This is a genomic window from Bacillus salitolerans (genome assembly GCF_042680805.1).
Taxonomy (GTDB): Bacteria; Bacillota; Bacilli; order Bacillales; family SA4; genus Bacillus_CJ; species Bacillus_CJ salitolerans.
Genome location: NZ_JBHUEM010000013.1, coordinates 15,285 through 41,091, shown reverse-complemented (window position 1 = coordinate 41,091; position 25,807 = coordinate 15,285). Strand labels below are relative to the sequence as shown.

Here is a 25,807-nt window from a genome sequence, read left to right as displayed (position 1 = left end):
CTCTTTAACCATCTGAAGTAACCTTTAAATAAGTTGTCCATATATATAGAGAACATAAGCTAGAAATAAAAAGAGTAGAATTAACAGAGTCTCCGTTAGACCAAATGATTCCTTTTTCTTCTTACTTTTACGATCAGTTCTTTTTACCGATTGGTTTGCTGGTTTCTTTGTTGGTTTCGTCTTAGGAACTACATTTGCTTTTACATTTCCACCTTTAGCTGGCTGTGAAGTTGAGACATTCGATTTACTCATTGCAATGACCAAATCTCTTCTCATATCAAGTGCCTTTGAATATTTCCCCTCAATTGCCTTCATGATAACATCATGGTACTGACGAAGGGATGAGTGCGTCAAAATGACATTCCTTAATTGGTGCTTAGTGTCCTCTGTTTTAGCAAATCTTTTAGGAAACGATGCATTAATCATAATCATCGCCACGGCAAAGAGGTCATAAGTTGGTTCTGCCACTCTTGAACCCATTCCCCAATAACCTCGGTCAAAAAACTCTGTGAATTCTTTTATGGAACGACCTTGAATCGTAACACCTCCAACATCTAGCCACCTAATCTTAGGAGGAGGACCCGTTACTAATAAATTGTCCGGTTTTAAATCCCCAAATACCCATCCAGCCTCGTGGAGCTTATCCAAATCTAACAACAGTTGTGAGCAAAGGATGCCTGTCCACTCTGTACCACGTTTTTCAATAAATTCAATGAAATTATCTCCATTTACAAATTCCATTACATAGAACGGAACTGTTATTCCATTATCTGTTCGGAACCAATCGTCGACGTCTAGCAAAGAAGGCCCAAGGGAAGATCCTTGGACCTTTGAAAATTTTTTTAATACATTGACTTCTGACGTGATGGACATGCTATTGTCACTTATTTTTAAGGCAACTTGACCTGCTTTTCCATTTGCTAAGTAGACAACACCGTTAGCTCCATAGCCTAAAGGCTTCATGACTCTATACGACTGAGCATGCCATTTCCCAACAATGACTGTTCCAGGTGTGACCTTACATGCCGGATTCTTCAAAATATTGTTCTTCACGAGAAATCAGACTCCTTAATGAACGTTTCTTTCCAAAGTGAGATAATGCTTCACGTATAGCAGGACCGGTTGGTGTAATCCCCCCTGTTGTCAGCTTTGGAAATATGGACGATAACGATTCTAGCTTAGGAGTCCAATCTAGTACTTTTTCAACGTCTTTCTTTTTCCCAGGAAATACAAACACTGAGAAATGATTATCACCGATACGTGCATTTAAACTTAGTGATAAATCTAGTAGTGCCTCCTTTACAGTTGGTAGCTTGTGTTTCATACTTGCACTAGTATCCACTAATACAAGTACCTCAAGATCAGATGTTTCACCGATTTCATCCACGACCTCCATCACTTCACCACGTTTATCTGGGGGTAAATCTTCCATAGTGGTGGTTGAACCTAAAATTTGCTGGAGTTCCTTATTTACAACACCTTGTATAGTTTGTGTCATAGCTTTTCTCGTCACCATTTGAACCGTTTGTGAGAGCTGTTGTGAATATACGACCTGACTTACTCCACCACCTGACATTGCGATTCCATCTATCTCTTGCATTCCCTTACCATCTATTACATCCTCTTCCATTACACCAATAACATTAACTGTGATCCCTTGCTCTTTTGCTAGGGCAGCCATCGCAATTGGATCTTCCCCTTGATTTGAACAACCATCTGTGATTAATAGGATTTGCTTAATTGTACCTTTTTTCAACTGCCATCCCCTCCTTCTTAATGTATTACCATCATGGACGGGATTTCTTTGTTTTATACGTTTCTATTAGTTTTTTTAAACTAGTAAATCCTTGTTCTAAATTTGCTTATTTTGGTCAGTCTCTTAATCTTCCATCGTTACATTACTTTCTTATGGTATAAAGGGATGGCAGACCATTTAGGTAGGTTATGTTTTACTTTTGCAACTACAATGGTCATATCATCTTCTATTTGTCCACCTCTAGTTCGAATGACTTCTTCCATGATCAAGTCCGCTACTTCTTGTGGGTCTTCCGTTTCCACTTCCTTTATCTTTCTCTTCATCCATACATCATAATTTTCAACGTGCTTTGGTCCTTCAAAAATCCCATCACTCATCATAATGAGTAAATCGCCAGCCTTTAATTGTTCACTTACGACATCCACTTCGAATTCTTGAATAATGCCCATTGGTAGGTTACTAGCTTCTATCTTCATTACCTTTTCTGCGCGTTTCACAAAGCTAGGTGTTGAACCAATCTTTAAAAATTTGGCACTTGCATCCTGCAAGTCAATCATCGCTAAATCAAGCGTTGTAAAAATTTCATCTGTCGTTCTTAATGACAGAACTGAATTTACCGATTTAATAGCGACCTTTTCCTCTATACCACTTTGCAATATTTTTTGTAAGAGTAATAGTGTTTCATTACTTTCTAGGTGCGCTCTTTCACCGTTACCCATACCATCACTAATGGCAATAGCATACTTGCCAGCGCCAAGCTCAATCGTTGAATAGCTATCACCTGAAACAAAGGCTCCTCCTTTAGCAGCGTTAGCAATACCTGTTTCTATAACAAAAGTTTTGGCAGAGCCGAACGTAACATGACAATTTCCATTTGGATAAGCGGAGCACTCTTCTTTTTTCACAATAATCGTCTCTTGTAATATTTCTGAAAGAATAGGTGCAATTAATTTTTCGCATTCTCCACTTCCGTTACAATATGGAACACTCATTTCAATATCTACATTTCCTTGCTCTAAGCTGTATATATCGGCATGTCCAATTTCAATACCAAAATCACGAAGTGCATCTAGAATTTGATCCTCTTGAATCGTATGATTTTCCCTTTCTCTTTGTATTTCTCTTGCAAAATCCCCCATAACTTGTGACACACCTAGTAACTGGTCGGCTACAAGACGGCGACTTTCTCTAACCTGCTTTTTTAATTTTTGATTTGCCTGATAATAGGTTAATTCATGTTGGATTGCATCGATTACCTTAGCTGGCTTTACACAATGCTTTTCCCATTCTCTATGAAAATTGACGTTTCGACCAAACGATAAATCTTCAGATTCCCGCATAATCTTATGCATGTACTCATAGGTTGTATTAAAGTTTTTTGCCCAGCACTGTTCTTTTTTAAAGCAAGTTTGACATGTTTTTTCCGTCACATTACTTAAAAAGTAGTCTATCTCTCTATCATCATCTTTATCTTCCTGGAGCAATCCGTATTGAGAGAAGCTTTTTGATAATGCTTGAAAAACGCTTGAAAACTGCTCAACCCGGTTTGCCGTAACATCTCTAATTTTCCGTAAGTATTGTTGTTGTTCGGCTGTGTGCTCAGCTGTTCCTGGAATATATCTTGCTAATTTTGAAAGCAAATTTTGTGGTGTGAGAAAGAAAAGAGCGATGGCGAGTAATGATTCAAACACAGTATTTAGCAATTCACTTTGGTTTTCACCATACAAACCAATCAAAAGTGTTCCAATTAATAACCCAACTGCAACACCAAATTTTCTACCTTCTTTTAATAGTCCCCCTAGTAATCCAGAAAAAGCTAATAAACTCATTTGATATAAGCTTGTCACATTCGCTAAACTCAGAATCAATCCAGTTACTACACCAACCGTGGATCCAATCGTAGCCCCTGCGCAAAATGCAAATATAAGGACTAAATAGCGAGAGAAAATATGTTCTATAGACATATCGTATAGTGACCATCCAATAGTTCCTGTCAGAACCGATGCAATTAAAATAATTAAGCAAATAATCTCTTCTGTTTTTAAAGCCTGCTTCCGTTTCCTCAAACTAATGAGTGGAACACTTTGTAAGAAGATCATCGTAAGAATGAAGCTGAGCGCTGCCTCAACCGCTACCATCGATAAATGATATAAGCTAAGGGGTTTAGAAATCACTACTGTAAACGCAATATTCGATAGTACACTAGCAAAAAACACTAGATAAGGAAGAGATTTTACCGTTGAATAGTTAATTTTATTTGCAATGAGCCGAATAACTAAAAAAAATATAATCGATGTGAAAACGATACCTGCGTTTCCAAAGCCAACAGTTGTCGCACCAGCTAATAAGGCAAACATTGCTAAGATTGATTTTTCTCTTCTCATCATAAAAACAGCTGCATAGAAAGGAATCGCGAAAGGCATAATTTGTTCAAGAATTAGTGCTCTCCCTAGTAAGAAACCAATCATTACAATTAATAAGCCTTTTTGAAATAAGATGATTTCTATTTTTTGCTGTAGTTTTGAAGTCGTTTGAAGAATTGTGTTATATATTCGATCGACCGTCGCTAATTCTGTCCAGGGACCTGTTATGTTCCTTTCGGTTTTTTGCATAATATTACCTCCACCCGAATATTATTGATGGTTGTAATTATAAACAAGCATCTTTCAATTTTTTGTCAAAAGAACAGGACAAGCTTTATAAAACGTTCGACGAGTTTCACTAAAAGAGAACAGAAAAACCATATTTTTTTAGAAAATTGCAAATAAAAAAGACTGCCTCTTTTATGCGACAGTCTTTTTTTAATAGCGGTTGTGGAAATAGAACCACAGGCCTCACGGGTAGGAACCGTACGCTTTGGCAAGCTGTGATACACCACCCTAAATGTATTTTTATCTAAAAACCTATTTGAAATCTTACAGTCATTACATATTACTGCCAATAAAATTTGTCGAGATTTTAAAGAAAAACTTGGTAAAAAGTTATCATATTTCATTTATGTCGACTAAGGACGAATAGATGAGCCTTTTACCAATGTAAAAAGAGCCTACCGGTAGGTAAGCTCTTTGATTTATATAGATTCGGACAGCAAGCTAACCGCGTCTAGCCCCACGACCTCCACGTTTCGATTCTGTGTTGCGTTTTAATGAAGATAAGCGATCTTCACTATCTTTTAGAAAACGATTCATTTTTTGTTCGAATGTTTCTGTTTCACGCTGATCACGGTCTCGGAAATTTGACCCCTGGCGGTTAGAGCCTCCGCGCGGGCGGCCTCCGGCATTTGGACGTTGTGTAGATGATACTTGTGGTGGTCTTTCTTTTGCCTTTTTGATAGATAGACCAATTTTTCCATCCTTTTCAACATTAATAACCTTTACTTCAACTTCGTCTCCAACTTTTAGATGCTCATTAATATCTTTAACGTAGTTATCAGCAACTTCACTAATATGAACTAGACCAGTAGAACCACCTGGCAGCTCCACAAACGCTCCAAAATTTGTAATGCCTGTTACCTTTCCTTGTAGCTTGCTGCCTACCTCGATTGACATAAAAAAAATGCTCCTCCTTAAATAAATAAAAAATCAACAAATCAAATTGCTTATATTATAACCAATTAAAAAATATAGTGTCAATTGCCCGTGTCATCTTCAGGAATCGAAAAGATTATCTCGTTTTCATTGGATAAAAAATAATCTCTTCTAGCAATTTTAGCTATATATTCATCATCATTTAGTTTAACAATTTCTTCTTCTAATCTTGTTTGTTTCGTTTCCATTTTCTGTAGTTCGGCTTGCAATTTATTCCTCTGTTCTAGCTTATGACCAAGTGCTTCGTTTTGTGACAAAAAGGTTGTGATCATAAAGAAACTAACGATAGAAACTACGATTCCAAATACAGTTAAACGCCTTACTAGACCACGACGACGGTGTAAAACGAGCTTTTCTTTTTCCACTACAACTTTTTGGTAGTCTGATTGAATCTGTTTATGTTTTTCTCTTTTCATTGCATTCATGCTCGTTTTCCTCCCTCCTAACTGCGAAATTTCGTCCACCATTTTTTTAAGAAGTCCTTGAATTTTTTCCACGTAGTTTTCAGATTCTTGATTTGTTTGAAAAATCCTGCTACTTGAGAAAAAAACATTTTTATCTTTTTAGGAACGAGCTTCCAAAGTATTATACCTATCCACTTTATCGGCGTAAAGCAAATTTTTATAAGAAGTATAAGAATTTTTAATAATATGTTCCACAAACCAACCAATACAACGATAGTAGCTTGGATTAGTAACTGAATAGGCCTAATAATAAGAACCCTAACTAGTTTCGCGAGGAACTTGTACAATTTGATAACGGTTGTTATGATAAATTCTAATAATTTATTGTAATAGGATTGAAAGAGACTCTTATATGCTGCATATCCACAAAGTAATGCTAAAAAGACATAAAATCGAAGCTCCCCTTCATTTACCAAAAGCAATATATAGAATATTACGAGGCCTTGTACTATCCAAAAAAAGACATCATTAATAAAAACAAACCAGCGTGCTCTAGTTGGTCGCTTTAAGAAGCGACCATATGTATCAAGAGCAGCACCAATCCAGCTTCCCATACCAATCATAGCAAGCATTGTGTAAAATTGAATAGTTAGGCTCATTTGAATAACTTGCCAAAGAGTCCTTTAGCTTTCTCCCCATGTTGATCGTCTAAATAGACAATGTCAAAGATTCTTCCTTTTATTGAAACAATCCCTTTATCAACATCAAGGTTTTTCATTTGGAGACCTTGGCCGCGAATCGCGAGAATTCCCATTACTGTTTCAAGTAGGAATTCTTCATTATCAAAGCTCTCGACTTGCTTTACTCCCGTAATATCTAATAGTCTTCTTCCTCTCATAATCACATCATGCTCAGGAGTTGTTTTGGTTGTAGAGCCTGTGTCGTAATATTGGTTCATGTTTTTCATCCCCCACTATGAAAATAAACTTTATTACAAACATATGTAGGGGAGAGCTGATTTAGAACAAGCCTACGTTAGACTTTCTTCACTATCTAAACGTTCTTCTTTTATGACGGTATACATTTGAGCTGCTTCCTCTTTCTTTGAAGTCTCTTGAATCGAATCGATTTCAACTGTAACGAGTTTTTGACCGAATCTTACTGTTAACGTATCACCGATTTTCACGTTCGAACTAGCTTTTGCCTCGATACCATTAATTTTTATTCTCCCTTGATCGGCTACTTCCTTTGCAAGTGTTCTTCTTTTAATTAATCTTGATACCTTTAAAAATTTATCTAATCTCATGACCTCAGTCCCCTTTACCCTCTTTCATTTTTGCTTCCTCCCAATATTGATCTAACTGCTCTAGAGGTAAGTTTTCCATTTTCAATCCTTTTCTCTTTACTTCTCGCTCAATGTACTGAAACCTTTTCTTAAATTTACTATTGGTTTCTGAAATCGCAACTTCTGGTTCAACTCCATAAAATCGACCTAAATTGACAAGAGCAAATAATAAATCTCCAAATTCCTTTGAAATTCTTTCCTGTGGGGATTTTTCAGCAATCTCCTGTTTTAACTCTTCTATCTCTTCATACACCTTTCCCCAAATAGGTTCTACATCAGTCCAGTCAAATCCTACCTTTGCTGCTTTCTTTTGAAGCTTGTAGGCGAGCATTAAACCTGGTAAGGAACCAGGGATTGATTGAAGGATGGAATCGTCCTCTGATTTTGCTTCTTGCTTTTTAATAGCATCCCAATTCTTAACGACGTCCTCTGCTGTATTTGCCGTCACATTACCAAACACATGCGGATGTCGCCTAATCATCTTTGCAGTGATAGACTTTATAATATCATCAATGCTAAACCAGCCTTCATCTTCACCAATTTGTGCATGGAGCATCACTTGAAGCAAGACATCCCCTAGTTCTTCCACTAAATGGTCATCATCTTCTTCATCAATCGCTTCTATTACTTCATATGCCTCCTCCAAAAGGTAAGGCTTTAGAGATTGATGGGTTTGCTCTTTGTCCCATGGACATCCATTCGGCCCTCTTAAATCAGCTATCACCTTGCGCAACATATAAAATTGACTATATAGGAGCTGCTCATCCTTTACTGGTGGAATATATAGAGTAGTTAGATTGTTAACATTCATTCCATGATCTAATTCATATAATGGGACTTTTTTTATCTCTTGAATGGACGTTCCTGCAGCCGTAACAACAAAGACTTCATAGTCATCCGGTAACCTTTCCATCAAAGATAACTTCACATCTGAAGCAACGAATTGATCATATACCTGACAAATAATCATGTGCTGCTCAAGCTGTAGCTCTTTGACCTGGAAAGATGTTGCATCAAGTATTTGAAAGCCTTCAATTGGGTCGATTTCAAGTGCTGTTAACATAGGATCAATAAAACTACTGCCTCCTTCGATCACAACTTTTAGACCGTCAGTTCTTTTCTCTAAGAGCATTTGTACGGTTTTTTCTGCAACGAGAGGGTGACCTGGAACCGCATAATATAAATCACTCTCTTTTGCACGATCACATAATATTTCCACAATCTCATCGTAAACTGCCTGAAAACTGTCATTCTGTTCATAAATGGAATCAAAACTATGTATTCTTATTCCTTCCTTCTCTAAATCTGAGATAATAGGATGATCATACGTTCTAACATACAATAAAGGTAGTGATTTTATTTTGTTATACATATTCAAGGATAGTTGGCCAAGTTCACCTGCACCTAGCCCCAATACAAAAATGGTATTTGTCATGTGAATCCTCCTTACAGATTACGTTTTCGCCTATTTATTAATGATGAAAGTAACTCGAATTCGGTGCTTTGAAAAACCTTCATCAATAGCAGTGTCAAAAAATAAACCGAAGCACCAACGATTACGGAACTTAGTGCAAAAATAGTTCCAAACATCCTGCTTTCGTCATCTTGAACAAACATAAAAAATAATGCTTCATATCCTTTTATGACGAAGATCATGATCCCCCCAGCTAGAAGAATCTTTGTATAAGTTAAGAGTGAAAGCAATCTCGGTAGTTTAAATCTTTTGTATAGGATCCAGCTATTTATCGATGCTATGAGAAGAAGTGCCATAATTGTAGCAAATGCAGCTCCATATGTACCCCATTTAGGAATTAACATTACATTCAAAATCCATTTCAACACTACTCCCACGATTACTGATATCGCTGGATACTTGATATAGCCTAACCCTTGTAAAATAGCAGCATGTGTCAAGCTAATCGATAAAAATAATATAGAAAAAGCGAGTACCTGCAAAACACCTGTACCCTTGATATCCATAAATAGCATAAGATTTGTGTATTTCATTATTGCTACTAAACCACTGGTAGCCCCAACGCTAATAATAAGATTCACCAATATTGCAAATTTAGTATTAGCGATTAATGAAGAATGATCTTTCGCCTTATGCTCCTTGGCAACAGCTGGAACGAGTGATAACGACAATGACGTTGAAAGAACCACTCCAAGTTGAATTAATGGCTGTCCTCGATCAAAGATCCCTTTGACCGTTTTTGCATATTGTTCCTCCACGCCAGATTGAATTAACAAGGAATATAAAGTAAAGGCATCTACTAACTGAAATAATACAAGCGTTAAGCCTGTTATACATATAATTAAACTGCCGAAAATCAGTTTTTTGTAAGGAAATGACTTGATAGTAGTAGAAGAGAAATGTTTCACCACTCGTAAAACATTTCCAGATGACAGGTGCTTTCTTCGAAACATAAACAGCACAGCCATGGCTGCAAAACCACCTGTAACAGATCCAAAAACAGCTCCAGAACCAACTTGATAGGCATCGGATCCAATCACTGTCAAATAATAAGCTACAATAAGGATGGTACTGACCCTCATGGATTGTTCCATTACTTGGGATATAGCAGTAGGAAGCATATTTTCTTTCCCTTGATAAAAACCTCTTAGAACTGAAATAACCGGTAACAACAAAAATGTGAAAGATGCCATACGAATTGGCATTTTCAGTTCTATATCACCCATAAGATTTGCGATTAATTCTGCAAATCCATATAAACCGAGGAACACAATCACACTAAAAAACGATATAGTTAGAAAACTAAGGGCGAGAATGGGTGTTTCCTTTTGGTCGTTTTCTCCATTTTCAGATATCATCTTAGAAATCATCACTGGAAATCCATATAAAGATAGAGCGAGTACAATTCCAAGAAATGGATAGACCTGCTGATATATATAAAAGCCGATATCCCCAGCGATATTTTGATACGGAACACGATAGGCTGCACTTAAAATTTTGGTTATAACACCAGCGATCGTTAGCAACAAGGCTCCATGCCAAAATGTCTGTTTACCTCCACTATGTAAGATCATGACTTTGTTTCCTTTCAAGTTAATTGCGCATGTATTATACCATATGTATGGAGGGAACCGCTTATTGCCTTTGTAATATGTAAAAGAGGCAGCTTTATATGCTGCCTCTCCTTCTTCATGATTATGATTCCATTTGTCTTGCTAAAAACCCAGCTGCTGTCTCAACTGCTTTTTGTTCTACCTCTCCTAATGTTGCATCCTTGGAGAGAATCACAACCGCTCCGATTGGATCACCATTCGCAACGATAGGACCGACCGTATATGACAATGTTTCTTCTGTGCCTTCAACAATCGCGACTTTTTTCTCTGTTGGTTCTAATACAGAACCTCTTTCTTCCATGATTTTTTCGACTTGTTCACTAATATTCTTACTTAAATATTCTTTCTTCGATCCTCCAGCAACTGCGATAAAGCTATCTCTGTCACATATTAAAATAGTATGTCCTAAGCTGTCATATAATGCATCTGCATATTCCTTTGCAAAATCACTTAATTCACTAATTGGCGAGTATTTCTTTAGGATTACTTCACCATCACGGTCAACAAAGATTTCTAGTGGATCTCCTTCACGAATTCGAAGGGTTCTTCTAATTTCTTTAGGAATTACCACACGTCCTAAATCATCAATTCTACGAACTATTCCAGTTGCTTTCATTCTAAAGATGCCTCACTTTCATATGATGATTGATAATCTTGGTGATTTGGATGGGAATACCATAGTTGTATAAATCACCTTTGCCTGAGATTAGTATCCTTCACATAAAAAGTTCTATACACGAGCAACCTGAAAAATTCGGTGACTGGAATAAATTACTAAACGAACTTGTGATTAGAAGTTGCCTTCTTACGCATTCACACCTTCTTTTAACAGGTGTGGAATTTCTGCTAAGAAAGTTTCAATCGAAGAAACCCACTTTTCAACCGCAAGTCCTTTCGTATGGATCACAATTTTCACTTTCCCATTCTCCATACCTAACCCTACAAACTTTCCTACTTGATTTCCAACCATAAACAATTTAGCTCCATCAATTAACTGACTCATTTGTTCTGACAATAAAATGGTCACATCTTGTTTCACTTGCTTAATGCTATCAATTTTAGCCGCTATCGCAAGCAGTTTCAACTCTGTTAACTTAAATAAATATTCAACCTCAATTGGATATTCACCATAACGGTCAAGCATTTCTTCTTGTAATTCCATTAAATCTTCTTGAGAAGAAATAGATTTAAATCTCTTGTACATATCAATCTTTTGCCTTCCATCCTTGATATACGTATCTGGAATGTAAGCATCAATATCTACATCAATTTCAACTGAAACAGGCTTCTCTTCTTTTAAATCACCTTTTCTTTCCTCAATGGCTTCTTTTAGCATTTGAGAATAAAGGTCAAAGCCGACAGAATCGATAAATCCATGCTGTTCCGCTCCTAGTAGATTTCCTGCTCCACGAATGGACAAATCTCGCATCGCAATTTTAAAACCTGAACCTAACTCAGTAAATTCTTTAATGGACTGTAATCTTTTTTCTGCTACCTCTGTTAAAACCTTGTCTCGTTTGTAAGTAAAATATGCATAAGCAATACGATTTGAACGCCCTACTCGTCCCCTTAACTGATATAGCTGAGATAGACCCATACGGTCGGCATCATGCACGATTAACGTATTTACGTTTGGAATATCTACACCTGTTTCGATGATTGTTGTACTTACTAAAACGTCTGCTTCACCTTCTAAAAAGCTTAACATCACACTTTCGAGCTCATTTTCATTCATCTTACCGTGAGCATATGTAACTTTTGCATCTGGAACTAGCATGGAAATTTCATCAGCCTTACGCTCGATGTCCTCGACTCGATTATAAAGAAAATAGACTTGTCCTCCCCTTGCCATTTCTCTTTCAATCGCTTCTCTAACTAATGCTCCGTTATATTCCATTACATAGGTTTGAACTGGAAAACGATTTTCCGGAGGTGTCTCGATTACAGATAAGTCTCGAACCCCAAGCATTGACATATGAAGTGTTCGTGGAATAGGAGTAGCGGTTAAAGTGAGTACATCTATATTCGTCTTAAGTTGTTTGATCTTCTCTTTATGGGTCACCCCAAACCGCTGCTCTTCATCGATGATGAGTAACCCAATGTCCTTATATTCAATGTCTTTAGACAAAAGGCGATGTGTCCCCACCACAATGTCGACTGTACCTTGCTTTAGCCCCTTCATCGTCTCTGTTTGTTGCTTTTTACTTCGGAAACGACTTAACAAACCAATTTCGATTGGATAATCTTGAAAACGTTCTCTAATCGTTTCATAGTGCTGCTGTGCTAAAATGGTTGTAGGCACAAGAAAGGCGACTTGTTTCCCATCCATAATCGCTTTAAATGCAGCACGAATCGCTACCTCCGTTTTCCCATAACCTACATCACCACATAATAACCGGTCCATCGGTCGTTCCCGCTCCATATCGACTTTAATTTCTTCAATGGAACGTAATTGATCCTCTGTTTCCTGATATGGGAAGGAAGATTCAAATTCCTGCTGCTCATGCCCATCTTTAGTGAAGGCATAACCCTTACTTGCTTCTCTTTCTGCATAAAGCTTGATTAAATCATCTGCTATATCCTGGACCGAAGATTCAACCTTCTTCTTTACCTTTTTCCATTCTGTCCCGCCAAGTTTATATACTTTCGGCTCTTTTCCTTCCGATCCAACATATTTTTGCACTTGATCTATTTGATCGATAGGTACATATAGTTTATCGTTTCCTTGGTATTTAATATGTATATAATCCTTATGAATGCCATTAATTTCGAGCGTCTCAATCCCTAAGAACTTTCCAATACCGTGATTTACATGAACAACATAATCACCCACTTTTAATTCTGAGTAATTTTTGATTCGTTCTGCATTGGAAAGCTTTTGTCTTCTCTGTGTTCTTTTAGGTGGCTGTTTCTTAAACAGTTCCTCTTCCGTAATGATAGCGATCTTCTGCATTGGAATTTCAAATCCATCATTTAATCGACCTTGTACAATTTGCAGTTTTCCCTTTAGCAATGGATCGTTGCTTCCAATGGTCATGGCATCGATATCATAGTCTGTTAGCACTCGGTCTAGTTTTTTTACACGCTCTGCTGTCGCGCCTAAAAACACAACAGAATAATGAGCTTTTTGCCAACGCTCTAGCTCAGTTTTTAACACATTTAGTTGACCATGAAACGTTTGCATAGCTTTACAGGACATATTCACTATATTTTGGGGATTCGTATGTGGAACATGTCTTAAAAATAATGAAATATAAATAATAGCCTTTTCAGTTCCATGTATAAGAGGGAAAAAGGAATGAGATAATGACAGGTCATGAATGATTTCCCCTTCCCCTAATAAAGAGGTGTACCACTCTAGCTCTTCCTTTTCAAGTGTATCTGACATCTCTTGAACACGGCTAATTTCATCAATAATCACAAGGGTGTTCTTCGGTAAATAGTCTAGTAAACTAGCAGGTTCTTTATAAAATATTGATAGATACTTAAACATTTGTTGTAGAATCTGGCCATCTTTCAACAATTCTAATTCATATGAAATATGTTCCGCTAATAACTTTTTTGCATTCTCATCTTTAAGCTTTTTGAGTGATTGTGCAAGACCTTTCTCTAACCTTTCCGTCCCTAACGTAAGTTCATCTTCATCAAACAGCACTTCCGTTGCAGGTCCAAACGAAAATGATGTGAGCTTATCTTTAGAACGTTGATCTTCAATGTCAAAGGTTCGTATTGAATCTACATCTGTATCAAACAATTCAATCCGAACAGGAGATTCCTCTGTCAATGGATAGATATCAATAATTCCCCCACGGATACTATATTCTCCTGGGGTCGCGACCATAGATGTTCGTTCATAGCCTAGCTTAGTTAAAAGAGTTGAAAATTCCTCTATAGAAATCTCATCTCCTAGTTGGATTGATTGTTGTGCCCGTAACCACTTTTCCCTTTTTGGCAAGAGCCTTCTTAATCCTGCGATGGGAACTATTAATATTCCTCTCTCGTGCTGACTCCAGTAGTTCAATACTTCTATTCTTTGGCTTTTTAATTCCGGACTGGCGATACCAACTTCTGAGGCAATGAGCTCGTTCACAGGGTATATAAATACTTCCTCATTTGGAATTAATTCAACAAGATCATCGTATAACTTTTGTGCTTGATATAAATTGTGAGTCACAACTAGCTGGGGTTGATCTAATTTTGCATATAAAGAAGAAAGTAGAATCGTCCTAGCAGATCCCGAAAGCCCTGCTACTAATTGTTCCTTTAAATTTCCTTCTATGCCATCTATAACTGTCTGAAAATCATCGTTTTGTACAAAGAGATCTCTAAGTGCTAACAATCCAACCCCTCCTCTCCAATGGTTCTTAATAATGAAATAGAAAAATGCTTTGGCTTTACCAAAGCTTATTGAATAAATGTATGATATTCACGCTCATGATAATGAGGGTTCCTATCTAATGCCTCATGGCAATCCTCACAAATTGTTTTCACTTCAATATCACCGTTTTGCTGATACGTAATCATATCAAGACGCTCTTCATCATTTAATTGGTTAAACCCTAATTGCTCACTATGTAATGACATTCTATCAATTGTTCCTACATTTACACCACAATGACGGCAATTATAATGAATAGACATAGAAATATTCCTCCTAGCAGTCCTTTATTCATATTATGAACGCTTAGAAGAAATCTTATTCATTATTGTATGTAAGAGACATAAGAAAATACCGGTTAATCTTTTGAATTATACTGGTTCATAACATCAATAAAGGTATGCTTCATCCATGTTTCACACGCATCTGCAGCTGTTTTAATGGATTGAACCATGGCTGGAACATCTTCTCCTACGAATTTCCCTAGTACATAATCAGGTACTTTCATCCCATTTTGTGGCCTGCCTATACCAATTCGAATCCTTTTAAACTCTTGTGTTCCAATATGTTGAATAATAGATTTCATACCATTTTGTCCTCCTGCACTTCCTTTTGCACGAAGACGTACTTTTCCCACTGGCAAATCCAAATCATCATATATGACAACAATATCATCAATATCTACATTAAAATAATCTATGATAGGACGAACAGCCTCACCAGATAGATTCATATAGGTTAAAGGCTTTAACAAAATTACCTTTTCGCCGTTCATGATACCAGATCCATAAAGTGCTTTAAATTTTTCTTTATCTAAGGGAATTTGATGTCTCATCGCTAACTCATCAATGGTGATAAATCCCACATTATGACGTGTTTGAGCATACTCCCTTCCAGGATTTCCTAGACCAATAATAACCTTCATACTTACCTCCAAAACCTCATTTCTTCTTGTGGGGCTTATTCTACCAAATTGGAGTTCCCCTCTTTAGTATACGTAATTAGAGGGGAAATACCTTCTTTTTAAGCCAAAAAATAAACGTAACCAGACTGGTTACGTCTATCTAAGGTAGATTTTTAAGGACTATTTTTCTTCTTCGTCACCCTCAGTACCGTTTGTTTCATCGACACCATCTTGAGTTTCTCCTGAGTCTAGTTCTTCTTCCACCTTAGGAGGAAGTATAGACGCAATTACTTGAGATTCCTCGTGGTTAATGGTGTAATTTCCTGTTGGTAAATCCTTCACATACACCGTTTCGTTTACATCTAAGCTAGTTACATCCACATCAATAGACGCTGGTATGTTAGAAGGAAGAGCTGTAACGGAAATCTCATGCATTGATTGCTGCAAGACTCCTCCTGATTTAACACCGATTGCTTCACCTGTTAGATGGATGTTTACATTTACTTCTACCTCTGAACTCATATCAACGATATAAAAATCTGCGTGGATAATCTCATTTTTTAGCGGGTCCGTCTGTAGATCATGAAGCATAACCTGAACATTTTCACCTGCTCCGGTAAGGGTTAAAATTCCATTTCTCCCTACTTCTCTAATTACCTTAATAAACTCCGAGCTATCTATTGCAACCGGTTTACTTGCTTGTTTATTTCCATAAATAACAGCAGGGAAACTACCCTTTTCTCTAATGACACGATTTTGTGAATGTTTTAAATTTGTTCTTTCTTCCATTTTCAACATTGCTTGAGCCATGAAAAAACTTCCTCCATTCGGTTTTGAATAAATAGGTTGTCCTATTATACTTTTCCCAATGGAGGAAGATCTAAACAAACTATTCGGTTTTAATCAAATAATGTACTTACTGATTGCTGTTCGTGGACACGTATAATAGCTTCACCAATTAATGGGGCTACCGATAATTCAGTTACCTTTTGACTCTTCTTATCTTCTACTAGTGCAATCGAATTCGTCACCACTAGTTCTGCAATCTTAGAATTTTGAATACGTTCCATAGCTGGACCCGACAGAACTGGATGTGTACAGCACGCATACACTTCTTTTGCTCCATTCTCTACTAATGCATTCGCTGCTAATGTAATTGTTCCAGCAGTATCGATAATATCATCGATTAGGATAGCTGTTTTTCCTTCTATATTCCCTACAATATTCATCACTTCTGCGACATTTGGTTTTGGACGTCGTTTATCAATAATAGCAATTGGCGCTTTTAAACGATCAGCCATTTTTCTAGCACGTGTGACACCACCGTGATCAGGGGACACTATGACAATATCATTTAAGTTTTTACCTTCAAAATAATCCGCTAAAATAGGAACACCCATTAAGTGATCAATTGGGATGTCAAAGAATCCTTGGATTTGTGGTGCGTGTAGATCCAATGTAATCACACGGCTAGCTCCAGCTGTCTCTAAAAGATTAGCCACTAGCTTTGCAGTGATTGGTTCACGTGCTCTTGCTTTTCGATCTTGCCTTGCATAGCCGTAATATGGCATCACAATATTAATTGTCTTTGCTGAAGCACGCTTTAACGCATCAATCATGATAAGTAGCTCCATAATATGTTCGTTTACGGGGGCACTTGTTGATTGAACAACATACACATCACAACCACGAATACTTTCTTCGATATTGATTTGAATCTCACCATCACTAAAACGAGAGACAGAAGATTTACCTAATTCTACCCCTATGACTTTTGCGATTTCTTCTGCAAGAGCAGGATTAGAATTTAGCGTAAACAGCTTTAATTTTGAATCTGAATATTGAGCCATGAGATAAAAACCCTCCAACTAGGAATTTTATTCTTTATTCTTTAACTTACTAACATAATTTTCTTTATTTACTTGTCGCGCTCTTGCTATGGATAATGATTCACCAGGTACGTTATCAGTGATGGTTGAACCTGCTGCTACATAAGCATTCTTACCAACAGTTACAGGTGCAATCAAATTAGAATTACATCCAATAAAAACACCATCTTCAATGGTAGTTAAATATTTTTTCTTTCCATCATAGTTAACCGTTATGGAACCACAGCCTATATTCACATCGTCTCCAACATTAGCATCTCCGATATAGCTTAGATGAGAGGCTTTGCTACCTTTGCCAAAGGTAGCTTTTTTAATTTCTACAAAGTTTCCAATTTTAGCCTCATCCATAATATGAGATTCTGGCCTAATGTGGGCAAACGGTCCAATGGTTACTTGACTACCAATTGAACTGTTGTGGGCAACAGACTGTTTTATGACAGTATACGAGCCAATTTGACAATCTTTAATTTCAGAATGTGGTCCAACAATACAGTCAGACTCTATATTGGATTTTCCTAAAATCACAGTGCCAGGATAAATGATTGTATCACTACCTATTTCAGCATCTGGAGAAATATACGTTTGCTCAGGATCGATTAGGGTAACTCCATTAACCATGTGCTTATGGTTAATTCTTTTTCTCATTAATTTTTCTGCTTGGGAAAGAGCGACCCGATCGTTTACACCTAACGTTTCTTCAAACGTCTCCGTTTGATAGGCAGAAACGGTTTCACCTGCATTTTTAATGATCTCGATAACATCTGGCAAATAATATTCACCTTGAACATTATCGTTTGATACTTGTTTTAGTGCCTCAAAAAGAGCCTCGTTATCAAAACAATAGGTTCCTGTATTAATTTCCTTTATTGCTCTTTCCTCATTTGATGCATCTTTATGTTCTACTATTTTCTTAACATCACCATCAGACTGTCGAATGATCCGTCCGTAACCAGTTGGATCCTCAGCATGCGCTGTTAAAATTGTCGCCTTTGCCTGTGTTTCTTCATGATGTCGCAATAGCGCTTCCATTGTTTCTGCCGTTATAAGAGGAGTATCCCCACAAATAACTAAAGTTGTTCCTGCCTGACCTTCTAATACAGAACTAGCTTGCATCACAGCATGTGCTGTTCCTAGCTGCTCCTCTTGAAGAGCATATTCAGTACGATCTCCGATATATGATTGTACTAATTCAGCTCCGTGCCCGACGATAGTGACTAATTTATTTAAGCCAATTGAAGATACCTGATCAATCACATGCTCGACCATTGGCTTTCCGCAAACTGGGTGTAGCACTTTATACAATTTTGATTTCATGCGAGTACCTTGACCTGCCGCTAATACAACAGCAAAACGATTTGTCATCAGTAGCCCCCCAATATTCTTTAGTAAGGTCCGTTGACCTTATTATCCACTATCGAATATATCTTAAATAGTGTGTTATTTCAAGGAAACATATATGCAACGTTTGAGATAATGCCATAAAGTCTTTAATTTGACATATTATAGGTAATATTTGGATGTAACTACTTTCAAGCTTATCCTATGAGGCTACTGAAATCATTCACTATACACAAATAAAAAGAACCTGGTCTACTGACACAGGTTCCTTTACATATCTAATTTACGATGCTCCAGCTTCTTCAAGCTCAACTTCTAACTCACCTAAACGATGATATTCCGCTAATACAGCGTCTTGAATTTTTCCGCGAGTTGATGAATTAATCGGGTGAGCGATATCACGAAACTCCCCATCAGGAGTGCGCTTGCTAGGCATAGCCACAAATAAACCATTGTTTCCATCAATCACTCGAATGTCATGAACTACAAATTCATGATCAAGTGTGATTGAAGCAATAGCTCGCATACGTCCTTCGGTATTAACGCGGCGTAATCTTACGTCAGTCACTTCCATTCTGTTCACCACCTTTTCCCTGAATAAAGCATTTGTTAAAATATTCAACGAATTTTTCCAATTTCCTGCTAATATGAAAAAAATTTTCGAAAAATTGGTAAAAAAATAGCATTTTTTGTTTTAAAAGGGTTTTTTTAGGGGGAACGAATGGCTCAAAGCGCCCCGCTTTGCCTAAGGCAGAGCGAATGTTCTGCCATAAAAAAAAGGGTAGTTTCTCTTTTATTCATGACAGGTTATTTGACCAAGGAAAGTGACATTTCTTTTCCCTCGAGTAGGATGAAAATGGCAAAGATCGTCGCCGTTTCATCTTGACTGGGCGCTGGAGCTGGATGTAGCCGTAACATTGTAAAAACTAACACAAGGTTCTTAACTTAAAATAAAATACCTATCTCATGTAAGATAGGTATTTTTTCTTATTTAACTAGAGCGATTACTTCTATCTCTACCTTAGAATCTTTCGGAAGTCTAGCAACCTCAACACATGACCTAGCTGGCTTATGAGAGGAAAAATAAAGGCCATACACTTCATTAAATTCCGCAAAGTCATTCATATCCTTTAAAAAGACAGTTGTTTTTACAACTGTTTCTAAAGAAGCACCAGCTTCTGCAAGTACAGCTTGTAAGTTTTTAAACACTTGATGTGTTTCAGTTTGTATATCACTACTAATCATTTCTCCATCAGCCGTTAATGGAATTTGTCCTGAACTATAAAACATATTGTTAACAATAAGGCCTTGTGAATAAGGACCTATCGCCTGTGGGGCATTATTCGTTTGGATAATTTTCATCCTCTAGCTCTCCTTCTATTATTGTCATTTGGTCATAATGATTTAGATAGTTCCCTGGTATAACTTCAATAGATTTATCCCTAACATTTACATCTGATAGTCGCACTAATGAGTAATACTCATCGACTAGTCGTTCCTCGATATCTTCGGATTCAACCAATACTCCTATACCTGCAACCTTAGCATTAAATTCATCCAATAAACTGATCATACCGTTAATGGTTCCGCCAGCTTTCATAAAGTCATCGATAATTAATACATTTGAACCAACCTCTAAACTTCTCCTTGCAAGTACCATCGTTTGTATTCGTTTAGAAGAACCCGTTACGTAGTTAATACTAACTGTTGAGCCTTCAGTTACCTTACTGTCCCTTCTTACTATTACGACTGGAACTTGAAGGAAATTGGCAACCGCATAGGCTAATGGGATTCCTTTCGTCGCAACTGTCATCACTACATCTATTTTTCTATTAGCAAATATAGATGCAAACATAAGACCGATCTGTTGAACAAGCTTTGGGTTTCCTAATAAATCTGTTAAATATAAATATCCACCTGGAAGAAGACGATCAGGTTTAATAAACCTCTCACAAAGCTCGTTTACAAATGAACTTGCTTCTTCCTTTGAAAGTCTTGGAATGTATTTCACACCGCCAGCTGCCCCCGCTACCGTTATTAATGTCCCGACACCTTGCTCTTCTAACGATTGTTTAATAATACCTAAATCTTCACTAATAGAAGATTTGGCAGATTTATATCGTTCTGCAAAATAAGTTAGAGGAATTAACTCATGTGGATGCTGTATCATATAATACGTCATATCGACAAGTCTACCGCTACGCTTTGTCTTCATCTTGTCACCATCCAAAATCCGAATATTTTATGTAAATATACCACTTTTATACGGATTTAATCAAGTTGATTTCGATCTCCAAGAATTCGAACAGCATATACTTGATCACAGAAGCCTCTTAAACCGTTATAAACCCTTTGCATTCTAGAGTCATGATGGACCAAACCAAATACAGTCGGCCCACTCCCACTCATTAAAACAGCATCTGCTCCAAATTTCTTCATTTGGTCTTTAATTTGGGCAACCTCTGGATATAACTTTAGCGTCACTTCTTCTAGTACATTCCCAACGAGATGACATATTCCATTATAATCCTTTTGCTCAATAGCCGTAATCATCGCTTGTACGTTTGGGTGCTTAACTTTATCAAGATTTAATTGTCCATACACTTCTCCCGTCGAAACACCGATGGTTGGCTTTGCTAATACGACCCAGCAATGAGGCGGTGCAGTAATATGACGGATTTTCTCCCCCCGTCCAGTAGCCAAAGCCGTTCCACCATACACACAAAAGGACACATCAGAGCCAATCTCTGAGCCTAGCTTAGCTAGCTCATCTATAGATAGACCAAGGCCCCACAGCTTATTTAACCCTCTTAGTGTTGCAGCAGCATCGCTACTTCCTCCAGCTAGTCCGGCCGCAACTGGTATCGTTTTAGTAATCGTAATGGAAACACCTTTTGATACATGAAACCTATTCTTTAAAAGCATCGCTGCTTGATAGGCTAGGTTCCGATTATCATCTGGAACAAAACGGTTATGAGATGTAATTTTTATTTGGTCAGAATTTAGTAATGTTAATTCCACTCTATCGGCTAAATCAATGGTTGTCATGATCATCTCAACTTCATGAAAACCATCCTCACGCTTATGCAATACGTCTAAGGATAGATTGATCTTGGCCGGTGCTTTCACCATCAATCTCAAAAAGGTCACCTACTTTTTCGAACTTCCATATATTACGTTATTGTACCATAAAATGAGTAGCTCAAAACGTTGGACTCGACAACTTTTAACAAAACTGAAGAAATTTTCTCAATAAAAGAAGTCGAAGCAAATATTTGCTTCGACTTTGTCGTAGGCTATTGTCTTGTTACTAGTTTTGTTTTAGTTGACTTTGAGCAATCTCAACCGCTCTTTTGACCATGTTACCTGCATCCTTAGAGGTAATGCCTCCCCAGCCTTCTCGCTGAACAGTCTGATAGAACCCTAACTCTTTTGCAAGTTCCTCTTTAAACGGTTCTGACATAATTCCTCTTCTTCTGCCCAAAATAAACAGCTCCTTTCCAATACTACGACATTAATAGTATTGGAAAGGAGCCGTGAAAATTATAGAACCTTCTTTATCCATTTTATATGTTTACTGACCTGATAAAGCTACACTACCACTTGTTTTATCATCAAAAAATGTTAGTTCAACTGTTTCAGTTAATACATCTGCATAGCTGTATGATACACGTTCGAAAGAGTTTTCGTCCTGGTCAAGTTCTATGACAAAAACAGATGGATATGTCTCAGCAAGTATTCCTGATCGCTCAACTGTCTTTCTGCGCCCACCATTTGCTTTCAACGTAAGGCGTCTTCCTAAATTACCATCAAGAGCTCTTTTAATTTCTAACAGTGTTTTACCCATTCACTCCACCTCGCTATGTTAATAGTAACACACGGTTCCAATAAAGTCAAATAAATTATAAATTATAACAGTGAATACAAAGCGTTGTCAATTACTAATTACCTACAATTTCTGAACCGAACATATATATTTTGTCTATTCTTAACAGATTTATGTATTTTTCGTCGAATTTATGAGGATATCGTTCATAATCAATGTAAATAACCTCTAATGCTTTTCATTAGAGGTCCTTTTTTAATCCTCATGCCTTCTAAATGGCATACCCGTTCTCAAAACACCTTTAGTTTCTATTCCCCCTAGACCTTTTTCTCCAGTTAACGTATTGCGAACCACATCCCAAACATTGATTCGGTCCATAAACGGTGTAAAGCTTATTTTTGCAACAATATACACTGGATCAAGTGCATGAATATTTACCCTAGAAGGTGAACTAGCAAAATTAGCTCCTGCACGAATTAATGACTCAAAATGAGATTGACATGCTCCAGCAAATATCACAAGTTGATCTAAATGCGGAATCCTTTTTCTTGCCTCAATAACCGTTTGGACAAAGTGTCTTGAATGCCGGTAAGCCTTAAGGTCAGATATTTTTCCTTTTGACTTTGAATAAGCATCGTGTCCTGTTATAACAAGAATATCCGGACGTATTAGCTCTAGTAATGGACCAATTTTTTCAGGCATCTCCCGTTCATTGCAATGTACCCCATAGACAGGCACGCCAATTTTTTCATAAAGGGCCGTACACTTCTTTAAGTAAGTAGGATCACCATCCACATGTAGCACTCTACCAGGCATTTGGAAAAATTCATACTGATTCTCGTAACCATTCGTTGCATTATATTGTGTCTTTTCTCTTATAAGGGAATAATCTTGTTGAAAAAGGCTAAAGGATTGCTCCTGCTTCTCTTTTTCTTGTGTGGCATACCTTGTCATTTCACGGTCATTTAACTGTGTTAAGTCAGAAAATGGAGCGTCTGCTATGAGCCTGACATCCTCTCCATATAACATAGCCAATTGATTCCCTTTGTCATCATGCTTTATCTCAATAACTCTAAACAGTAAATCGCAGTTGTATGATAAGCGAGCAACCGTGGCCCCAACTTGGATTGTCATTTCCTCTCCCTCCCATATGTTTATGGGGATTTCTTTATAGATTACTTATTGTATTTCAACATAAATTAGGCAGTATCTTATAATTATTTTCATAATCATCCTATCCATAGCCTATGATTCATTAGGGAAAAAGTGCATGAAGATGACAGTCTTTTGTATATAAAAGGCTGTGTTAATGATCATTGTGTATTTAATTTGGAGAGAACGCGAGACTCCTGCGGAAGAAGCCAGTTCGGGGAGACCACGAAAGACATAAGATGAGGAGGCCCAAATAGTAGAGGAACCTTTCCGAAAGACTGTTACCTGTGCCAAACTAGAGAGTTCAGAACATCAGTAGAGTAGCGAGTATTGTGGAATGAATACCCTTCTTATGTATAGAGTAGACATTAAACAAGATAAAGGCGCAAGCGCCCCGTTTAGCCTAAGGCATAGCACATGTTCCTATTTAAAAAGTGTGCTTTGGCCCATTTACTCCTTTAAGGTTATCCCACTCCAACTGGTTCAACTACCCATCAGAAAAATTCACTGATGGAAGTTTCTTTGTATCTGTCATCGAATAGGATAAATGGCAAAGATCGTCGCCCTTTTATATTGGCTGGGCGCTGGAGCCAGATTACTATGCACATCGTAATACTATACAATTAAAAACTTATCATGTCTTATTCATAAAAAAAGACCTAGAAAATCTAGATCTTTTTAGATGGATTATTACTTGAGATACTAGAGTACAGTGCATTACTTAATTTTGCAAAATCTTCGATTGAGAGAGATTCACCTCTTCGTTCTGGTAAAATCTCAACCTCCTGTAAAACTGAAAGTATGGTTTCTTTATCAAACATATTGAGATTATGACTTAAATTATTCAAAATCGTTTTTCTTCTTTGAGCAAAGCTTGCTCGGACGACTTTAAAGAAAAAGGATTCATCTAAAAGTGAAACGGGAGGATTTTTCCTTCTAATAAGGCGAATAACAGCAGAATCAACGTTTGGTTGTGGAACAAATACGGTTTTAGGTACAATCATCACCGTTTTAGCTTCTGTATAATATTGTACAGCTATTGAAAGAGATCCATAATCCTTTGTACTAGGGCTTGCAGCCATTCTTTCCGCTACTTCTTTCTGCAACATGACAACAATTCCTCGGAGGGGAATATGATCTTCTAGTAGTTTCATGAGAATTGGGGTCGTTACATAATAGGGTAAATTAGCTACGACCATAATATCTTTTGTATCACCAAATTGTTCACCAATGACTTTATTTACATCAGCTTCAAGTACATCTTGATGAATAATTTGTACATTATCATAAGGTGCTAATGTGTCATTTAAAATAGGCAGAAGTCGCTGATCAATCTCAAATGCAACGACCTTTTTAGCTCGTTTAGCTAACTGCTCAGTTAACGCACCAATACCAGGTCCTATTTCAATCACACAGCTCTCTTCCGTTAATTCTGCATAGTCTACAATATTTTGAAGTATATTCGTATCAATTAGGAAATTTTGACCGAGGCTCTTCTTAAAGGAGAAACCATATTTCTCTAAAATCTGCTTCGTTCTAGTGGGTGTTGCTATATCTTTATTCACTATCTTTCCTCCTGAAGAATCTTATTTATGACATTTTCAAACTGTTCTCTAGAAATCTGGAACATCTTGAGCTTTTTGTATAATTGCTTTCCATTTGTGTAACCAATTTTTAGTGATTCGCCAATTTTCTTCCGTCTTTCTTTCGCCTTTTCACCAGCAATTAATCCAAATTGAATAAGTTCTTCCCAAGAAATCTCTTCTTGAATATCTATATACTCTTGTTGTACTTGTGATAAAGCATCACGTATTGATTTAATAGATGCATGCTCTACGCCTACCTTTTTCCTCCGCTTATCAAATGCATCTTCTTTAGTTAAAAATGCATGCTTACAGCCTGGTACACTTTCTGAAACTGTCTTTCTAATCTTTTCACCAGGATAATCAGGGTCAGTGAAAATTATGATGCCTCTAGTTTGGTGTGCTAGCCGAATTTTTTCAATCGTTTCTTCATTGACTGCAGACCCATTCGTTTCAATGGTATCTGCGTCAACAGCCCGCTTTATGGCAACAGTATCGTCCCGACCCTCTACAACAATTACTTCTTTTATTTTCATTTTTTCCTCCGAAACATGAAAC

At 37.2% G+C, this 25,807-nt stretch carries 26 protein-coding genes; all 26 read right to left on the bottom strand.

All coding sequences use genetic code 11. The annotated features are described in order from the left end of the window. Positions 1-24 precede the first annotated feature (24 nt). A complete protein-coding gene (locus tag ACFSCX_RS10095; protein WP_377928100.1) occupies positions 25-1,053 on the bottom strand; it encodes a protein kinase domain-containing protein in 1,029 nt (342 codons plus the stop codon). Beyond that, on the bottom strand, positions 1,019-1,756 hold the full coding sequence (locus tag ACFSCX_RS10090; protein WP_377928099.1) for a vWA domain-containing protein: 738 nt from the start codon (positions 1,754-1,756) through the stop codon (positions 1,019-1,021). The genes ACFSCX_RS10095 and ACFSCX_RS10090 overlap by 35 nt, the downstream gene beginning before the upstream one ends. Before the next feature lie 137 nt (positions 1,757-1,893). Further along, positions 1,894-4,368, bottom strand: a complete 2,475-nt coding sequence (gene spoIIE, locus ACFSCX_RS10085; protein ID WP_377928097.1) for a stage II sporulation protein E — start codon at positions 4,366-4,368, stop codon at positions 1,894-1,896. Between the two features lie 480 nt (positions 4,369-4,848). Beyond that, a complete protein-coding gene (locus tag ACFSCX_RS10080) occupies positions 4,849-5,304 on the bottom strand; it encodes a S1 domain-containing RNA-binding protein (protein WP_377928096.1) in 456 nt (151 codons plus the stop codon). 80 nt (positions 5,305-5,384) lie between these two features. Then, entirely contained in the window at positions 5,385-5,768 is a 384-nt protein-coding gene (locus ACFSCX_RS10075) for an FtsB family cell division protein (RefSeq protein WP_377928095.1), read from the bottom strand. 17 nt (positions 5,769-5,785) lie between these two features. Then, the gene (gene yabQ, locus ACFSCX_RS10070; RefSeq protein WP_377928094.1) at positions 5,786-6,406 is read right to left on the bottom strand and encodes a spore cortex biosynthesis protein YabQ; all 621 of its coding nucleotides are present in this window, start codon (positions 6,404-6,406) and stop codon (positions 5,786-5,788) included. Continuing rightward, complete coding sequence (yabP, locus tag ACFSCX_RS10065; protein WP_377928092.1) at positions 6,403-6,705, bottom strand: sporulation protein YabP; 303 nt, start codon at positions 6,703-6,705, stop codon at positions 6,403-6,405. Before yabP ends, yabQ begins: the two co-directional genes overlap by 4 nt. A 72-nt stretch (positions 6,706-6,777) precedes the next feature. After that, positions 6,778-7,053: an RNA-binding S4 domain-containing protein gene (locus ACFSCX_RS10060; protein ID WP_377928091.1), complete on the bottom strand. Its 276-nt coding sequence runs from the start codon at positions 7,051-7,053 to the stop codon at positions 6,778-6,780. 4 nt (positions 7,054-7,057) lie between these two features. After that, the gene (gene yabN / locus ACFSCX_RS10055; RefSeq protein WP_377928090.1) at positions 7,058-8,527 is read right to left on the bottom strand and encodes a bifunctional methyltransferase/pyrophosphohydrolase YabN; all 1,470 of its coding nucleotides are present in this window, start codon (positions 8,525-8,527) and stop codon (positions 7,058-7,060) included. 11 nt (positions 8,528-8,538) lie between these two features. Then, positions 8,539-10,140, bottom strand: coding sequence for a putative polysaccharide biosynthesis protein (locus ACFSCX_RS10050; protein ID WP_377928089.1), 1,602 nt, complete (start codon positions 10,138-10,140; stop codon positions 8,539-8,541). A 121-nt stretch (positions 10,141-10,261) separates the two neighbouring features. Next, the gene (gene spoVT, locus ACFSCX_RS10045; protein ID WP_377928087.1) at positions 10,262-10,795 is read right to left on the bottom strand and encodes a stage V sporulation protein T; all 534 of its coding nucleotides are present in this window, start codon (positions 10,793-10,795) and stop codon (positions 10,262-10,264) included. A gap of 189 nt (positions 10,796-10,984) precedes the next feature. After that, positions 10,985-14,518 carry a transcription-repair coupling factor gene (gene mfd / locus ACFSCX_RS10040; protein ID WP_377928086.1) on the bottom strand — a complete coding sequence of 1,178 codons (3,534 nt, stop codon included), beginning with the start codon at positions 14,516-14,518 and terminating at the stop codon, positions 10,985-10,987. A gap of 65 nt (positions 14,519-14,583) precedes the next feature. Then, positions 14,584-14,820, bottom strand: coding sequence for an anti-sigma-F factor Fin family protein (locus tag ACFSCX_RS10035; protein ID WP_377928085.1), 237 nt, complete (start codon positions 14,818-14,820; stop codon positions 14,584-14,586). A gap of 95 nt (positions 14,821-14,915) precedes the next feature. Further along, entirely contained in the window at positions 14,916-15,482 is a 567-nt protein-coding gene (gene pth, locus ACFSCX_RS10030; RefSeq protein ID WP_377928084.1) for an aminoacyl-tRNA hydrolase, read from the bottom strand. Positions 15,483-15,641: 159 nt separating this feature from the next. Next, positions 15,642-16,271 (bottom strand): 50S ribosomal protein L25/general stress protein Ctc, encoded by a 630-nt coding sequence (locus ACFSCX_RS10025; protein ID WP_377928083.1) that lies wholly within the window; start codon positions 16,269-16,271, stop codon positions 15,642-15,644. A gap of 89 nt (positions 16,272-16,360) precedes the next feature. After that, positions 16,361-17,311, bottom strand: coding sequence for a ribose-phosphate diphosphokinase (locus tag ACFSCX_RS10020; RefSeq protein WP_377928082.1), 951 nt, complete (start codon positions 17,309-17,311; stop codon positions 16,361-16,363). 27 nt (positions 17,312-17,338) lie between these two features. After that, complete coding sequence (gene glmU / locus ACFSCX_RS10015) at positions 17,339-18,712, bottom strand: bifunctional UDP-N-acetylglucosamine diphosphorylase/glucosamine-1-phosphate N-acetyltransferase GlmU (protein WP_377928081.1); 1,374 nt, start codon at positions 18,710-18,712, stop codon at positions 17,339-17,341. 259 nt (positions 18,713-18,971) lie between these two features. Beyond that, the gene (gene spoVG, locus ACFSCX_RS10010; protein WP_377928080.1) at positions 18,972-19,262 is read right to left on the bottom strand and encodes a septation regulator SpoVG; all 291 of its coding nucleotides are present in this window, start codon (positions 19,260-19,262) and stop codon (positions 18,972-18,974) included. 413 nt (positions 19,263-19,675) lie between these two features. After that, positions 19,676-20,050, bottom strand: coding sequence for a RidA family protein (locus tag ACFSCX_RS10005; RefSeq protein ID WP_377928079.1), 375 nt, complete (start codon positions 20,048-20,050; stop codon positions 19,676-19,678). Beyond that, entirely contained in the window at positions 20,028-20,903 is an 876-nt protein-coding gene (gene purR, locus ACFSCX_RS10000; RefSeq protein WP_377928078.1) for a pur operon repressor, read from the bottom strand. The genes ACFSCX_RS10005 and purR overlap by 23 nt, the downstream gene beginning before the upstream one ends. Positions 20,904-20,959: 56 nt before the next feature. Next, positions 20,960-21,829: a 4-(cytidine 5'-diphospho)-2-C-methyl-D-erythritol kinase gene (gene ispE, locus ACFSCX_RS09995; RefSeq protein WP_377928077.1), complete on the bottom strand. Its 870-nt coding sequence runs from the start codon at positions 21,827-21,829 to the stop codon at positions 20,960-20,962. 169 nt (positions 21,830-21,998) lie between these two features. Next, positions 21,999-22,172 carry a small, acid-soluble spore protein, alpha/beta type gene (locus ACFSCX_RS09990; protein ID WP_377928076.1) on the bottom strand — a complete coding sequence of 58 codons (174 nt, stop codon included), beginning with the start codon at positions 22,170-22,172 and terminating at the stop codon, positions 21,999-22,001. A 90-nt stretch (positions 22,173-22,262) separates the two neighbouring features. Further along, the gene (gene veg, locus ACFSCX_RS09985; protein WP_377928075.1) at positions 22,263-22,535 is read right to left on the bottom strand and encodes a biofilm formation stimulator Veg; all 273 of its coding nucleotides are present in this window, start codon (positions 22,533-22,535) and stop codon (positions 22,263-22,265) included. A gap of 234 nt (positions 22,536-22,769) precedes the next feature. Next, positions 22,770-23,648, bottom strand: coding sequence for a sporulation peptidase YabG (yabG, locus tag ACFSCX_RS09980; protein WP_377928074.1), 879 nt, complete (start codon positions 23,646-23,648; stop codon positions 22,770-22,772). 686 nt (positions 23,649-24,334) lie between these two features. After that, a complete protein-coding gene (rsmA, locus tag ACFSCX_RS09975) occupies positions 24,335-25,231 on the bottom strand; it encodes a 16S rRNA (adenine(1518)-N(6)/adenine(1519)-N(6))-dimethyltransferase RsmA (protein WP_377928073.1) in 897 nt (298 codons plus the stop codon). Further along, complete coding sequence (rnmV, locus tag ACFSCX_RS09970) at positions 25,231-25,785, bottom strand: ribonuclease M5 (RefSeq protein WP_377928072.1); 555 nt, start codon at positions 25,783-25,785, stop codon at positions 25,231-25,233. Before rnmV ends, rsmA begins: the two co-directional genes overlap by 1 nt. Positions 25,786-25,807: the final 22 nt, after the last annotated feature.